Consider the following 14196-nt stretch of genomic DNA (forward strand, 5'->3'; position numbering starts at 1 on the left):
CGGCGCTCAGCGGCGCGCCGCCAGCGGAACCACATTGTTGGGCTGCCTGGCGCTGGAGGCGAGGAACCGCTTGATGTTGCGTGCCGCCTGCCTGATGCGGTGCTCGTTCTCCACCAGCGCCAGCCGAACGAACTCGTCGCCATGCTCGCCGAAGCCGATGCCCGGCGCCACCGCCACGTCCGCATGCTCGATCAGCAGCTTGGAGAACTCCAGCGACCCCAGATGCCGGAACGGCTCCGGGATCGGCGCCCAGGCGAACATGGTGGCCGCCGGCGGCGGAATTTCCCAGCCCGCCCGCGCAAAGGAATCCACCATCACGTCGCGGCGCTTGCAATAGACGTCGCGAACCTCGGCGATGTCGGCGCCGTCGCCGTTGAGCGCAGCCGTGGCGGCAACCTGGATCGGCGTGAAAGCGCCGTAGTCCAGATAGGATTTCACGCGCGTCAGCGCGGCGATCAGCCTTTCGTTGCCGACCGCGAAACCCATGCGCCAGCCGGGCATGGAGAAGGTCTTGGACATGGAGGTGAATTCGACCGTGCAGTCTATCGCGCCCGGCACCTGCAGCACCGAAGGCGGCGGGTTGCCGTCGAAATAGATCTCCGAATAGGCAAGGTCGGACAGGATGATGATGTCGTTCTTCTTGGCGAAGGCGACCACGTCCTTGTAGAAGTCGAGCGAGGCGGTCAGCGCCGTCGGGTTCGACGGATAATTGAGGATGAGCGCCAGCGGCTTCGGGATCGAATGGCGCACGCCGCGCTCCAGCGCCGGGATGAAACCGTCGTTCGGCTCCACCTGCATGGAGCGGATCACGCCGCCCGACATGATGAAGCCGAAGGCGTGGATCGGATAGGTCGGGTCCGGGCACAGCACCACGTCGCCGGGCGCAGTGATGGCCTGAGCAATGTTGGCGAAGCCTTCCTTGGAGCCGAGCGTGGCGACCACCTGCGTGTCGGGATCCAGCTTCACGCCGAAGCGGCGCGCATAATAACTGGCCTGGGCTCGACGCAGCCCCGGAATGCCGCGCGAGGAGGAATAGCGATGCGTGCGCGGATCGCGCACCACTTCGCACAGCTTGTCCACGATGCTCTTCGGCGTCGGCAGGTCGGGGTTGCCCATGCCGAGGTCGATGATGTCGGCGCCGCGCGAGCGGGCGCTGGCCTTCAACCGGTTAACCTGCTCGAACACGTAGGGCGGCAGGCGGCGGACCTTGTGAAACTCTTCCATTGCGGTTCCAAAAACGAGCCGGAGGGGATTGCCGGCGCTATATACTCATTTGCAGGTCGGGTCGAGTGCGGGATCGCACTTGGGTGCGCTCTGCGCGCCTTCGATCTGCTTCAGGGTGTCCTGACCGCGATTGGCGGCCAGCGAGTTCAGTTCCGCCGTCGAGACGGCGGCCGCCCCCTTCGCGCCCGCGCCCCTCTGGGCGGCGGCCTGATCCGCCTTCAACTGCGCCAGCTTGGCGCTCGTCTGCTCGCCCGTGAACTGGGGGGCCGCGTTCTTCGGCGCGATGTTCAGGTTGGGGAAGGTGCCCGTATCCTGCGGCCCCGCCGCATCGGCCCGGGCGACGGGCGCCGCCTCCCGCGTGTTGGAGGTAGAGCAGGCGCAAAGCCCCGCCAGCAGAAGCGCGCCGGCGGCGCGGCGTAACGTGCCCGAAAGGGGGAAAAAGGCCTTGCCGATACTATATGTCATATTGCTTCTGCATCGTGTGGAATAGAGCATGTGTAACACCACTTGGTCGTGATACCATAACCAAGGCGCTTTCGGGAGGAACTGCGTAAGTCATGTCCAAAAGGCCCGATTCGGACAAGACCGACGATGCCGGCCCTGCCGCCGTCGACCAGTACCTGGTGAAGGACCCCGAGCGCTTCGCGCTCAATCTGGCGCGCATGGTCGAGCAGGCAGGCAAGGCGGCGGCCGCCTGGGCCGAGCCGCGCCAGAAGGGCGAGACCCGCGACCATGTGGCAGAGCCGATGGCCGACATGGTCAAGACCTTCTCCAAGCTCAGCGAATACTGGCTGTCCGACCCGCAACGCGCGCTGGAAGCGCAGACCCGCCTTTATTCCGGCTATATGAGCGTATGGGCCAACGCCATCCAGCGGCTGGGCGCCAACGACATCCCGATCGAGGACGCGGTCAAGCCCGAGCGCGGCGACAAGCGCTTCCAGGACCCCGAATGGGGCCGCAACGCCTTTTTCGACTTCCTCAAGCAGACCTATCTCGTCACCTCCCGCTGGGCGGCCGACCTTGTCGAGCACGCCGAGGGCCTGGACGAGCACACCCGCCACAAGGCGGCCTTCTACGTCAAGCAGGTCGCCAACGCGATCTCGCCTTCCAACTTCATCCTCACCAATCCGGAACTGTTCCGCGAGACGGTGGCGTCCAACGGCGAGAATCTGGTGCGCGGCATGAAGATGCTGGCCGAGGACATCACCGCCGGCCGCGGCGACCTGAAGCTGAGGCAGGCCGACCCGACCAGCTTCGAGATCGGCAAGAACATCGCCGTCACCCCCGGCAAGGTGGTGGGACGCAGTGACGTGGCCGAGATCATCCAGTACGCACCCGCCACGGAAACGGTGCTGAAACGGCCGCTGCTGATCTGCCCGCCCTGGATCAACAAGTTCTACATACTCGATCTCAACCCGGAAAAATCCTTCATCCGCTGGGCGGTCGAGCAGGGCCATACCGTCTTCGTCATCTCCTGGATCAACCCGGACGAGCGTCACGGCGCCAAAAGCTGGGAAGCCTACATACGCGAGGGCCTGCAATACGGCCTCGACATGGTGGAAAAGGCGACCGGAGAGCGCGAGGTCAACGCCATCGGCTACTGCGTGGGCGGCACCTTGCTTGCCGCGGCGCTGGCGCTGCTGGCGCAGGAAGGCGACAGCCGCATCCGCTCCGCCACCCTCTTCACCACGCAGGTGGACTTCACTTATGCCGGCGACCTGAAGGTATTCGTCGACAATGACCAGGTCGCAGCGCTCGAGCAGGCCATGAATGAAAAGGGCTTCCTCGAAGGCACCAAGATGGCCACCGCCTTCAACATGCTGCGCTCGGGCGACCTGATCTGGCCCTACGTGGTGAACAACTACATGCGCGGCAAGGATCCCCTGCCCTTCGACCTGCTCTACTGGAACGCCGATTCCACGCGCATGACGGCCGCCAACCACTCCTTCTACCTGCGCAATTGCTACCTGGAGAACAATTTGTCGGCCGGGCGCATGGAACTGGCCGGCCGCACCGTCTCGCTCGCCGACGTCTCCATTCCGATCTACAACCTGGCCGCCCGGGAAGACCACATCGCCCCTGCCCGTTCGGTCTTCCTCGGCTGCCGCTATTTCGGCGGCGACGTGGAATTCGTGCTGGCCGGCTCCGGCCACATCGCCGGCGTCGTCAACCCGCCGGCGCTCAAGAAGTATCAGCACTGGACCGGCGGCAAGCCCGAGGGCGACTATGAAGACTGGATCGCCTCGGCCACCGAAAACCCGGGCTCCTGGTGGCCGCACTGGCAACGCTGGATCGAGGCCAGGGAAGGCACCCGGGTGCCGGCGCGCGAGCCCTGCAAGGGCATGAAGCCGCTGGGCGACGCGCCGGGCACGTACGTCAAGGTGCGGGTCTGACCGTCGACAAAATGTAACCGCCTGTAATGTCTGGTGAGTTGACGCCCACGCAGAAGCGGGCGAAATGGTGGCGTCAACCAAGAAGTTGACGTATTTCGCGTCGAGTCGACGATTCTTCGTCAAGCTTGCGGAAATGACACAGGTCTCGTTTCCGGTCCTGGAAACTCGATCATCCCGGCGGCGGCAGCCACAGTCGCCCCAATGACGGTCCGGGTCGGAAAAACGAGGGGGAAGCAGTTTGAAATCAAGGGGACCGCACCTTGCGAAAGGGGAACGCCGCGCCATTGCGGCGGCATTGCTTTCGCTTTTGCTGGCATCCTGCACCTCGGCCGGCGACCCGGGGCTGAACGCCGCCCTGCCCGGATATGCAGCCGGTCCCTCCGACTTCAGCCATCCGACGGCCGGCGCCTCGACGGCGTCTGCTGATTCGCCGCCATCAGCCGAGGCACCTGCGTCCATCGAAGCGGCCATAGCTGCCGCTGCGAATGCCGATGCGACCGTGCCCGCCGGGGCTCCCGCGCCGGCCACGGCCCAGGCATTGGCGAACGCCGAAGAGGACATGCCGCTTCCCCAGGCGGTGGCCTATCTGCCGAGCGCCAGCCCCGGCGCGAATTTTTCGGTTCCCGCTCCCTCCGAGGCCGCTGCGCTTGCCGCCAATACGCCGCCGGCACTTGAGCCCGCCCAGGCCGCTGCCGAGCCCGCGGAGACGGTCGCGGCGCAGAACGTGCCCGCGCCACAGCCCAGGCCGCAGGCGGAACCGGCGGCGCCGGAGATGAACCATCCGGTCTATGTTACTGCAGGCGAGGCGCCGCCCCCGGCCGCCGCGCCAAAGAAAAAGGGCTTCCTGGCCTCGCTGTTCGGCTCCGCGCCCGCCCAGGCCGCGCCTCAGCAGGCCAAGGCAGCGGCGAAGGCGCCCGATGCGCAACCGGCCAAGCCGATCATCACGCTGGCGTCTACAGAGCCCGGCGCGAAGCCGCTGGCGCTGGCTTCCCTGGGCTCGGGGCCGTCCCTGTCTGGCGACGCCCTGCCGGGCGTGCGGCAGACGGCCCTGTTCGAGATCAAGCGCAAGTCGGGCATCGACGACGACAGCGACGTCGACCTCAACGAGGATGAAGGCGGCCTTTATCAGGTCGCGTCGGCCGCCGGCATGGCGCGGCTGGCGCCAAACGGCCTGCTGATGCAGAACGAAGGGGTCAACGTGGCCTGCCTCAAGCCGTCGCTTGTGCGGGTGCTGAAAACCATCGAGGCCCATTACAAGCGCAAGATCGTCGTGACCTCCGGCTATCGGGATATCGATCGCAACATCCGCGCCCGCGGCGCCAAGAACTCGCTGCATATGTATTGCGCGGCCGCCGATATCCAGGTTCCGGGCGTGGGCAAGTGGGAACTGGCCAGCTACGTACGCTCCATGCCCGGCCGTGGCGGCGTAGGCACCTACTGCCATACCGAATCGGTGCATGTGGACGTCGGGCCGGAGCGCGACTGGAACTGGCGCTGCCGCCGCCGCAAATAGCGTAAACGGAAGGCCGGCTTGCGCTGCCTTCCAGTGGAAGCCGGCGGAAATTCCGCCTGTTTGCAGCATGCCGGACGAAATGTTCAAAAAAGTTGGCCATGCCGCAACCGGACGGGTTGCCCGTTTGCCTCGACGCCACTATAAGCCGCCTTGGCTGCGCCCATCGTCTAGCGGTCAGGACACCGCCCTTTCACGGCGGCGACACGGGTTCGAGTCCCGTTGGGCGTACCAGCCATTGCCAGCATGCCATGCGTTGTCGAGCATTGGGACCGCGTCCGGGCCGTTGCCTCAACAAGTCCCGACCTTGAGCTCAACCTGAAGCGGATCAGCGTGCAAATTCCAGTCTATGCCATAAACATGGAGCGATCGAAGGATCGCTGGGAAGCCCTGCGGGACAGCGCCGCACGATTCGATATCGTGCTGCGCCGCGTCGAGGCCGTCGACGGACGCATGCTCAAGGAAAGCGAGTTGGCCGGGCTCGACGAGCCCGCCTTCCGGCGCATCCATGGCAAGCGTGTGCTGCCGGCCGAGATCGGCTGCTATTTCAGCCATTTGAGGGCGCTGGCCGAGATCGCGGCCGGGTCGGATCCCTATGCGGTCATCATCGAGGACGACATCGTCTTCACGGCGGATTTCCTGCCCTTCCTGCAAAGCCTGACCGGGCTTTCGGGCTGGGACGTGGTCAAGCTCGTCAACCATCGCCTGTCTTTTCTTCGCCGCATTCGTCGCGTCAACACCACGCATGGACTCGGACGCTGCCTGCATGGCCCGCTCGGCAGTTCGGCCGCCTACGTCGTGACGCGCGAAGCCGCGGCACGATTGCTCGGCGTCCTGCACCCGATGCGGCTGCCCTACGATGTCGCGCTGGAGCGCGGCTGGGCCGGAGGCTACGAGATATTCACGGCGGACAAGGCGGTGGTGGGACTGTCGGGCGCGCTGGTCTCGACCATAGGCGGCAGCCCTGCCTACGCGCATACGCGCCTGCCGCCCTGGAAGCGGCTGGGGACCCTGCTGTTTCGCGCCACCGACTATGCGCAGCGCATCGTCTATGCTCTGCGCAGGACCAAGATCGAAGAGGTTCGAAACTGAAACTGCTGAAGAGATCGTTTCTTTTTCGCCGCAGAACGGATTCATGGGTGCTGAGCGTCGGCGCCCTGACCATGCCGGTCCGCATCGGGCTGGGGCCGCTCGTGCTGTTCCTGTTCTCGTGCATCGGCATCTATCTCGCCAGCGCCAGGCACAACACCGCGCGTCTCTTCGCCCGCAGCTTCTATGTCTATGTCGTCGCCTATGCCATCTGGTCGCTGGGTCTCATCCTCTATCGAGGCGAGCCGATTCTCGACAATCGCCAGATCGGATACGTAGCGCTCCTGGCCGTTTTCGCATTCGCAGCCCCCGGCATGGTGCTGGTGCGCGATCCGCTGCGGGCCTATGTGCTGGGCTCGCGCATCGGCGTGGTTCTGGCGGCCGCGGCGGCGGCGGGCATGTCTCTTTTCGTGAACGAGCGCGTCGGCATCGGCGGCAATGCCGCCGTCTTTGCCTTCGTCTCCGCCGTAGGCGCCATTTCGGCCGCCATTCCCCTGCGCAACGCACCGCGCTGGCTGCCCAACGGCCCGCAATGGCTGGTGCTGGGCATCGTCGCGGCGATGGCGTCGGGAACGCGCGCGGTCATCGTCGTGCTGCCGCTGTTCGCGCTTGCCGAGATCGTCATCCACCTGCGTCGCTGCAGCGTGCGCCAGCAGATATACGCCATCGCCGGCGCGGTCGTCGCCGTGATCGCCGTGGCCGGCCCGGCCACCAACGTGCTGTCCGACCGCTTCACCGGCATGATCGAATATTACGACACCGGCGACAGCACGAAATGGGAGGACAAGTTCTCCGCCGACATCCGGCTGGCCATGTGGCGCGGCGCGGCCACGGTCATCTCCCAGGCTCCGATCGTGGGCGTCGGCGCGTCCGCCAAGATGGACATGGTGCGCGAGGCGGCCGGACCGCAGGGGCATATGCTGGACGGGTTCCGGCACGTCCACAACACGCTTCTGGACGAGTTGCTGAACGACGGCGTGGTCGGCCTCGCCCTGCTGCTGGCGGCGTTCTTCTCCATCTTCGCCTATCTGTGGCGCGCGGCAGCCGAGGCCGGCATGCGCCGAGCGCTCATCTATTTCGTCATCGTGGGCATCAGCTACGGAATGCTGCACAACCCGCTGCTGCACGAGATGACGATATCGTCGATCATGTTCTTCATCGCGGCGCTGAACGCCACCGCCACCAGCCGGCTTTTGGCCCGGCGCTGCGCCCTCGCCCCGGGCGCTTTGACCCCGAGGGCAGGCCTGTGGAGCGGAACCGCTCCATTCTGCCCGTCAAGCGCGCTCTAAGGTCGAAGGGCTCGGCCCGCTCATCCCTTCGCCACGGCAGCGACGTGGCCGGCGAATTCGGGCTTTTCCATCAGAGCCCGGCAGCGGGCGAAGCGGCCGTCCGCATAGGCGCGGAAATCGTCGGCTGGATTGCCGTTGGCAAGCTGGATCAGGCCCCACAGCGTCCATAGAAGGTCGCACATGGCCTTGTAGATGACCACGCGGCCGCGCTCGGCCGGACGCGGCTCGCCGCCGAAATAGGCGCGCATCATCTCCTCGTCCTGCGCCGCGTCGAAGGCGGCCTCCACCGACAGATCGCCCAGATCCCACAAGGGATCGTTCATGCCGGCATATTCCCAGTCCACGATCCACATGCGCTCGCCCGTGTCGAGGAAGTTCTCGCACAGCGGATCGCAATGGCAGGCCACAAGAGGCAGCGGGTGCGCTGCAAGGGCAGAACGCACGTTCTGGTCGGCCTCGCGCACCACCTCGTGATAGCCGGCAGGCAGCATGACGTCCTTGGTCGACAGCACCTTCAGATAGTCGTCGATCATGGAAAACAGCTCGAACCGGAACGGGAAGACCGCGCCGCTGTCGTGCAGCCGCCGGAAAGCTTGCGCGGCGCGTGCCGGGCTGCCCTTGCGGTCGCGGAAATTCCGGGGCGTCATCGTTTCGGTCCCCGCCACGAAGCGCGTGACCATCACGCCGCTTTCCGGGTCGAAATGCAGCACCTCGGGGCTGACGCCGGCGCGCGCGGCCTCGCGCGCCGCGACCGCCTCGTTGGCGCGGTCGATATATTCTTCCGTGCCCTTGCCCGGGATGCGCAGGCAGTAGTCGCCGGCCTGGAAGACGAGATTGGTCAGACCGCCAAGCCGCACGATCTCGCCGCGATAGCCCCTGAACTGCGGAATCGTCTCCAGCGCCGCGCGAGCGGCGGCGATGTCGTCGCTCATGCCTTCAACCTTTCCATCTTCGCGTCGTAGAGCGTGCGCGGCCCGCGCCGCGCCGCATAGGCATGCCCGAATGCCTCGATCTCGAAGGCCTGCTCGGCGGCGAGTTCCGCCGGCAGGTAGCCGAAGGCGATGGTCTTGCCCAACGTGTAGCCGTAACCGGTGGACGAGGTGGAACCGACCACCCTGCCTCCGTGCAGGATCGCCTCGCCGCCATGCAGCGGCGCGAAACCCTCGATGGTGAAGGAGCACAGCTTGCGCTTCACCCCCTCGGCCTTGATCCTCGCCAGCGCCACGCGGCCGATGAAGTCTCCGCCGGGCTTGTCCAGCGCCACGGCGAAACCGAGCCCGGACTCGTAGGGATTGTAGTCGGGCGTTATGTCGCCGGACCAGTAGAGATAGCCCTTCTCCATGCGACAGGCGTCGATGGCGCGGTAGCCGGCATCGGCGATGCCGTGCGCGGCGCCCGCCTCGCGCAGCGTCTCGTAGACATGGCCGGCATATTCCTGGGCCACGTAAAGCTCCCAGCCGAGTTCGCCGACATAGCCGACGCGCACGGCGAGCGCGCGGGCATTGCCGACCTCGATGCGCCGCGTGGCCAGGAACGGGAAGGCCGCGTTGGAGACGTCGTCATCGGTGACCGACTGCAGGATGTCGCGCGCCCGCGGCCCGCACAGATTGATGGTGGCGTAGCTGTTGCTCACCTCGCGCATGGTCACGCCGGCAGGCAGGTGCCGCCCGATCCAGTGGGCGTCATGCACGCCGAAGCCGGAGCCGGTGACGAACAGGAAGCGGTCCTTGTCCACATGCACGAAGGTGACATCGGCCTCGATGCCGCCCTTCTCGTTGCAGAGCTGGGTATAGACCGCCTTGCCCGGCGGTCCCGACAGGTCGTTGGCGGCGATGCGCTGAAGGGCGGCCTCGGCCCCTGGCCCCGCGATCTCGAACTTGGAAAAGGAGGACTGGTCGATGAGGGCGGCGCGCTCGCGGATGGCCTGCACCTCCGCGCCCACGGCATCGAACCAGCCTGGCCTGTCCTCGAAGCTGCCGAGTTCGACGGAATCTCCGCCGTCGGACGCGAACCAGTTCGGCCTCTCCCAGCCGAACTTCGAGCCGAACACGGCGCCGCGGTCGTGCAGGATGGCGTGCAGCGGCGAGCGGCGCAGGCCCCGCCCGGCATGTGCCTCCTCCGCCGGCCAGTGGATCTTGTAGTAGGAGCCATAGGCCTCGATGGCCCGCTCCTCCAGGTAGCGCCCCTGCGCCTGCACGGCACCGAAGCGGCGCACGTCGAAGGGCCACAGGTCCATGCCGGCATCGCCGTGCAGGATCATGTTGGACAGCGCCAGCCCCGCGCCGCCGGAGCCGGCGATGCCGGCGGTGAAGCCGCAGGCCACGTAGAAATTGTCCAGTTCCGGCGCCAGCCCCATGATCGGCTCGCCGTCGAAGGAGACGGGGATGGGACCGTTGATGACGGTCTGGATGCCGATCTCGTTCAGCACGGGCAGCCGTTCGGCCGCTGGCAGCGCGAAAAGCTCCAGCCGCTCCATGTTGGGCGGGAAAAGCTCGCGGCCGAAATCCAGCGGCGGCTGGCCCCGCCAGCAGCCCTTGGTGCCGTCCTCCCAGCCGCCGATGGCGAAGGAGCCGGTATCCGGCTTCAGGTAGAAATTGTTGTCGGGGTCGCGAAGCGTGGTGAGGTCCGCGTCGAAGGTGAGTTTCTTCTCGGTCAGAAAATACTGGTGCTCCACCACGCCGGCCGCCAGCGGCACGCCGGCCATGGCGCCGACGCGCTTGGCCCACAGGCCGGCGCAGTTGACGAGGATGTCGCAGGCGATCGTGCCGCCATTGGTGGCAACACCGACCGCCCGCCGGCCCTCCACCACGATCTCCTCGACCGTCACCCCCTCCTCGATGCGGGCACCGTACTGCCGCGCGCCCTTGGCGTAGGCCATGGTCAGCGAATAGGGATCGATATAGCCGTCGCCGGGAATGTAGGCCGCGCCCTCGATGCCGCTCTTGTCGATGAACGGAAAGCGCTTCGCCGCCTCCTCCGCCGACAGGGAGTGGCATTCCACGCCGAAGCTTTTCGCCTGCCCCATGGAGCGGCGGATCTCGCTCCAGCGGTCGCGGCTGCCGGCAAGGCGCAGCGAGCCGACCTTCTTCCACGAGATCGCCTGCCCGGTCTCCTCCTCCAGCCGGTCGAAGACGGCCACCGAGTTCTGCATCAGCCGGGTCAGGTTCTTCTTGCCGCGAAGCTGCCCGACCAGCCCGGCGGCGTGCCAGGTGCAGCCATGGGTGAGCTGCGCCTTCTCCACCAGAAGCACGTCCTTGGCGCCGTCGCGGGCGAGATGGTAGGCGACGGAGGTGCCGATGGCGCCGCCGCCGATGACGAGGATGTGGACGTGGCGGTCCGCGCGAAACGTCATGACTTCACCTTTTCTCCCGCCACATCATAGAGCGGCTGCAGATGGATGCGTGCCGGCGTGCGCTCGGTGGCCACAACCAGTTCGTATTCGCCGCCGGTCAGGAAATCTTCGCTCACGCCGTCCGCGCCGCGCACGTAGCCGTAGCCGATGCTTCTTCCCACGGTGTAGCCGTAGCCGCCGCTGGTGAGGTAGCCGACCGGCTCGCCGTTGCGCAGGATGGTCTCGCGGCCGAGCAGCACGATGTCGGGATCGTCCACGGTGAAGCCGGCGAAGCGCTTGGCCGGCAGAGCCCCGTTGCCCTTTTCCAGCGCACGGCGGCCCAGGAAATCGGTGTTCTTGCGCAGCTTCACCGCCCAGCCGAGCCCCGCTTCCACCGGCGTGTCGTTGGGCGTGATGTCGGAGCCCCAGGCGCGATAACCCTTTTCGAGCCGCAGCGATTCCAGCGCGCGGTAGCCCACCGGGCGGATGCCGAAGGGCGCGCCCGCCGCCATCAGCGCATCGAAGATCTCGCCCGTCGCGCCGATCGGCATGTGCAGTTCCCAGCCCAGCTCGCCGACATAGGTGACGCGCAGCGCGCGCACGACATGCCCGGCAATCGCGATCTCGCGCACATGGCCGAAGGGGAAGCCGGTATTGGTGACGTCCGCCGTGGTCACGGCCGCCAGCACGTCGCGGGCGCGGGGCCCCATCAGCGACAGCGTGCCGAAATCCTCGGTCACGTCGGTCAGCGTGGCGTCCATCCCTGCAGCGACATGGTCGCGGACCCAGGAAAGATCGTGCGTGCGGAAGCCGGTGCCGGTGACGACGTAGAATTTGTCGTCCGCCAGCCGCGCCACTGTCAAATCGGCCTCGATGCCGCCGCGCGTGTTGAGGAGCTGCGTGTAGGTCAGCCGGCCGGCCGGCTTGGAAACATCGTTGGCGCAGATCCAGTCCAGCGCGCGCGCCGCGTCCGGCCCGCTCATCTCGTATTTGGCGAAGGACGACTGGTCGAACAGGCCGACCGCCTCGCGCACATGGCGATGCTCCTCGCCCACCGCCTCGAACCAGTTCTGCCGGCCCATGGAATAGACGTCCCGCGGCTCCGCGCCTTCGGGCGCGAACCAGTTCGGCCGCTCCCAGCCGAGCTTGGAGCCGAATACCGCGTTGTGCTTCTTCAGCCGCTCGTAGAGCGGCGAAACGATGCGCGGGCGGCCGCTCTCATATTCCTCGTGCGGGAAGGCGACCGTATAGTGTTTGCCATAGGCTTCCAGCGTGCGGTCGCACACCCATTTGCGGTCGCGATGCAGGTCGGAGAAGCGGCGGATGTCCACCGTCCACAGGTCGAGCGGCGCTTCGCCCTGCATCACCCATTCGGCCAGCACCCAGCCGGCGCCGCCGCCGGAAGCGATGCCGAAGGCGTTGAAGCCGGCGCCGACGAACATGTTGCCGCATTCGGGCGCCGCGCCCAGGATGAAATTGCCGTCCGGCGTAAAGCTTTCGGGGCCGTTGATCATGCGCTTGACGCCGGCATGCTCCAGCGCCGGCACCCGCGCGATGGCCTGGCTCATATGCTGCTCGAAATGGTCGAAATCGTCGTCGAACAGGCGGAATTCCCATTCGTCGGGCACGTCGCCGCTCGCCGTATCGGGAAACCATGCCTGCGGATTGGGCTCGTAGCCGCCCATGACCAGGCCGCCGACCTCCTCCTTGAAATAAGTGCGGCGGTCCGGGTCGCGGATCGTGGGTGCGTCGGCCGCCAGCCCCTCGATCTTCTCGGTGATGATGTACTGGTGCTTGACCGGCTGCAGCGGCACGCTGACGCCGGCCATGGCGCCGACCTGCCTGGCCCACTGCCCGGCGCAGTTCACCACCTTCTCGCAGGCGATTGCACCCTGGTCGGTGCGCACGGCCACGATGCGGCCGTCCCTCATGTCGAAGCCGGTGACGCGCACGCGCTCGAACAGCTTCGCACCATGCATGCGCGCGCCCTTGGCCAGCGACTGCGTGATGTCGGAAGGGCTGGCCTGCCCGTCCGTCGGCAGCCAGCTCGCGCCGACGAGGTCGCCCACCTCCATCAGCGGCCACATGCGCTTGACCTCCTGCGGCGAGATCAGGTGCATGTCCATGCCGAAGCTGCGCGCCGTTGTGGCCAGCCGCTTGAACTCGGTCCAGCGGTCTTCGCTGGTGGCAAGCCTCAGGCAGCCGGTCATCTTCCAGCCGGTGGCCAGCCCCGTCTCGGCCTCCAGCCCCTTGTAGAGGTCCACCGAATATTTCAGCACCCGCGTGATCGAGGCCGAGGAACGCAACTGCCCGACCAGCCCCGCGGCATGCCAGGTCGAGCCGGAGGTGATGGCGCCCTGTTCCAGAAGCACCACGTCGGCCTTGTGGTCGCGCGCCAGATGGTAGGCGGTGGAGCAGCCGATGATGCCGCCGCCGATGACGACGACCGCGGCCTGGGTGGGCAGGGTCATGATGCTTTTGTCCCGTATTTGGTCCGATAGCGGTCCAGCGCCTCGTCGAGACGCGCCAGGTTCTCGGCGGTGTAGGCCACGTAGTCGGCACCCGGCGCCTTGAGGTGCAATTCGGAAATCATGCTCCACATGGCCTCGCGCAGCAGCGAGGCGCATTGCATGGCCGCGTGCGAGCGGCGGATCTTGTCGTCCGGCTCCATGCCCAGATAGGCGCTCAGGAGCCGCTCCGATTCCGCCTCGGACATGCCGGCGTTGGAGGCGGCGCCGGCGAGGTCGAACATGGAGGTGTTGAAGCCGGCGTATTCGAAGTCGATCAGCCAGACCCTGTCGCCGTCGTCGATGAAGTTGGCCGGCAAGAGGTCGTTGTGGCCGAACACGATGGGCAGCAGGGCCTGCGCCCGCTCCAATTCGTCGGCAAGCGCCAGATAGCGCGGCAGTTCCGCCGTCATGCGGCTGCCGCCGGCCTCCAGCGTGCGCGCATAGTCGCGGATGACGTGGAACACCCAGAACATGAAGCCGGCGCCCGACACATGGTTCGGCATCTCGCGGTGGAAGGCGCGCACCAGATGGGCGACCTGCTCGATATTGGCGCGCACATCCGCCCCGGTGAAGGTCCTGCCGTCGACGAAGGCGCCCACCATGACGCCGGGCTCGGCATATTCCACCGCAGGGCCGAAGCCGGCGGCATGGGCCGCGCGCGCCGTCATCAACTCACGCTCGCGGAACACGTGGTGGAAGGGAAAATCGCGGCCGATGCGCACGACGTGCCGGCCGGATGCGTCGGCGACGAGAAAATTCTCGTTGCTGAGGCCGCCGCTCAGCGACGTGATCTGGACGCTGCCGTTCCAGCAGGGCAGCGCGCGGATGCGGTCCTCGCTCGTCGTCACCC

At 66.7% G+C, this 14196-nt stretch carries 10 protein-coding genes and 1 tRNA gene; 5 read left to right on the top strand and 6 right to left on the bottom strand.

Translation table 11 applies throughout. The annotated features are described in order from the left end of the window. Nucleotides 1-6: 6 nt before the first annotated feature. Nucleotides 7-1224: an LL-diaminopimelate aminotransferase gene (locus ACTDI4_RS15285; RefSeq protein ID WP_442841953.1), complete on the bottom strand. Its 1218-nt coding sequence runs from the start codon at nt 1222-1224 to the stop codon at nt 7-9. Nucleotides 1225-1269: 45 nt separating this feature from the next. Next, complete coding sequence (locus ACTDI4_RS15290; RefSeq protein WP_442841954.1) at nt 1270-1689, bottom strand: hypothetical protein; 420 nt, start codon at nt 1687-1689, stop codon at nt 1270-1272. A gap of 92 nt (nt 1690-1781) precedes the next feature. Here ACTDI4_RS15290 and ACTDI4_RS15295 point away from each other — a divergent pair, with 92 nt between their 5' ends. The 5 genes from ACTDI4_RS15295 (at nt 1782) to ACTDI4_RS15315 (ending at nt 7505) form a co-directional block, all read left to right on the top strand. Continuing rightward, on the top strand, nt 1782-3617 hold the full coding sequence (locus ACTDI4_RS15295; protein WP_442841955.1) for a PHA/PHB synthase family protein: 1836 nt from the start codon (nt 1782-1784) through the stop codon (nt 3615-3617). Between the two features lie 238 nt (nt 3618-3855). Further along, nucleotides 3856-5130 (top strand): YcbK family protein, encoded by a 1275-nt coding sequence (locus ACTDI4_RS15300; protein ID WP_442841956.1) that lies wholly within the window; start codon nt 3856-3858, stop codon nt 5128-5130. A 156-nt stretch (nt 5131-5286) separates the two neighbouring features. Continuing rightward, nucleotides 5287-5361, top strand: a tRNA-Glu gene (locus tag ACTDI4_RS15305). Between the two features lie 99 nt (nt 5362-5460). Continuing rightward, the gene (locus ACTDI4_RS15310) at nt 5461-6219 is read left to right on the top strand and encodes a glycosyltransferase family 25 protein (RefSeq protein WP_442841957.1); all 759 of its coding nucleotides are present in this window, start codon (nt 5461-5463) and stop codon (nt 6217-6219) included. Nucleotides 6220-6266: 47 nt separating this feature from the next. Then, nucleotides 6267-7505, top strand: a complete 1239-nt coding sequence (locus ACTDI4_RS15315) for an O-antigen ligase family protein (RefSeq protein WP_442841958.1) — start codon at nt 6267-6269, stop codon at nt 7503-7505. Nucleotides 7506-7525: 20 nt separating this feature from the next. Here ACTDI4_RS15315 and ACTDI4_RS15320 read toward each other — a convergent pair whose 3' ends face one another. From ACTDI4_RS15320 to ACTDI4_RS15335, 4 genes are read right to left on the bottom strand one after another with little or no spacing between them, the layout of a single operon-like run. Further along, nucleotides 7526-8437, bottom strand: a complete 912-nt coding sequence (locus tag ACTDI4_RS15320) for a phosphotransferase (RefSeq protein WP_442841959.1) — start codon at nt 8435-8437, stop codon at nt 7526-7528. Beyond that, nucleotides 8434-10857 (bottom strand): GcvT family protein, encoded by a 2424-nt coding sequence (locus ACTDI4_RS15325; protein ID WP_442841960.1) that lies wholly within the window; start codon nt 10855-10857, stop codon nt 8434-8436. The genes ACTDI4_RS15320 and ACTDI4_RS15325 overlap by 4 nt, the downstream gene beginning before the upstream one ends. After that, nucleotides 10854-13307, bottom strand: coding sequence for a GcvT family protein (locus tag ACTDI4_RS15330; RefSeq protein ID WP_442841961.1), 2454 nt, complete (start codon nt 13305-13307; stop codon nt 10854-10856). The genes ACTDI4_RS15325 and ACTDI4_RS15330 overlap by 4 nt, the downstream gene beginning before the upstream one ends. Continuing rightward, nucleotides 13304-14194 (bottom strand): phosphotransferase, encoded by an 891-nt coding sequence (locus ACTDI4_RS15335; RefSeq protein ID WP_442841962.1) that lies wholly within the window; start codon nt 14192-14194, stop codon nt 13304-13306. Before ACTDI4_RS15335 ends, ACTDI4_RS15330 begins: the two co-directional genes overlap by 4 nt. Nucleotides 14195-14196 lie beyond the last annotated feature (2 nt).

The sequence above is a fragment of the Mesorhizobium sp. PUT5 genome (genome assembly GCF_052216645.1).
GTDB lineage: Bacteria > Pseudomonadota > Alphaproteobacteria > Rhizobiales > Rhizobiaceae > Mesorhizobium.

Bases quoted from the DNA above. Each gene is read 5' to 3' on its own strand.
- ACTDI4_RS15330 (WP_442841961.1), bottom strand. From the start codon at position 13,307: ATGACCCTGCCCACCCAGGCCGCGGTCGTCGTCATCGGCGGCGGCATC.
- ACTDI4_RS15320 (WP_442841959.1), bottom strand. From the start codon at position 8,437: ATGAGCGACGACATCGCCGCCGCTCGCGCGGCGCTGGAGACGATTCCG.
- ACTDI4_RS15285 (WP_442841953.1), bottom strand. From the start codon at position 1,224: ATGGAAGAGTTTCACAAGGTCCGCCGCCTGCCGCCCTACGTGTTCGAG.
- ACTDI4_RS15295 (WP_442841955.1), top strand. From the start codon at position 1,782: ATGTCCAAAAGGCCCGATTCGGACAAGACCGACGATGCCGGCCCTGCC.
- ACTDI4_RS15325 (WP_442841960.1), bottom strand. From the start codon at position 10,857: ATGACGTTTCGCGCGGACCGCCACGTCCACATCCTCGTCATCGGCGGC.
- ACTDI4_RS15290 (WP_442841954.1), bottom strand. From the start codon at position 1,689: ATGACATATAGTATCGGCAAGGCCTTTTTCCCCCTTTCGGGCACGTTA.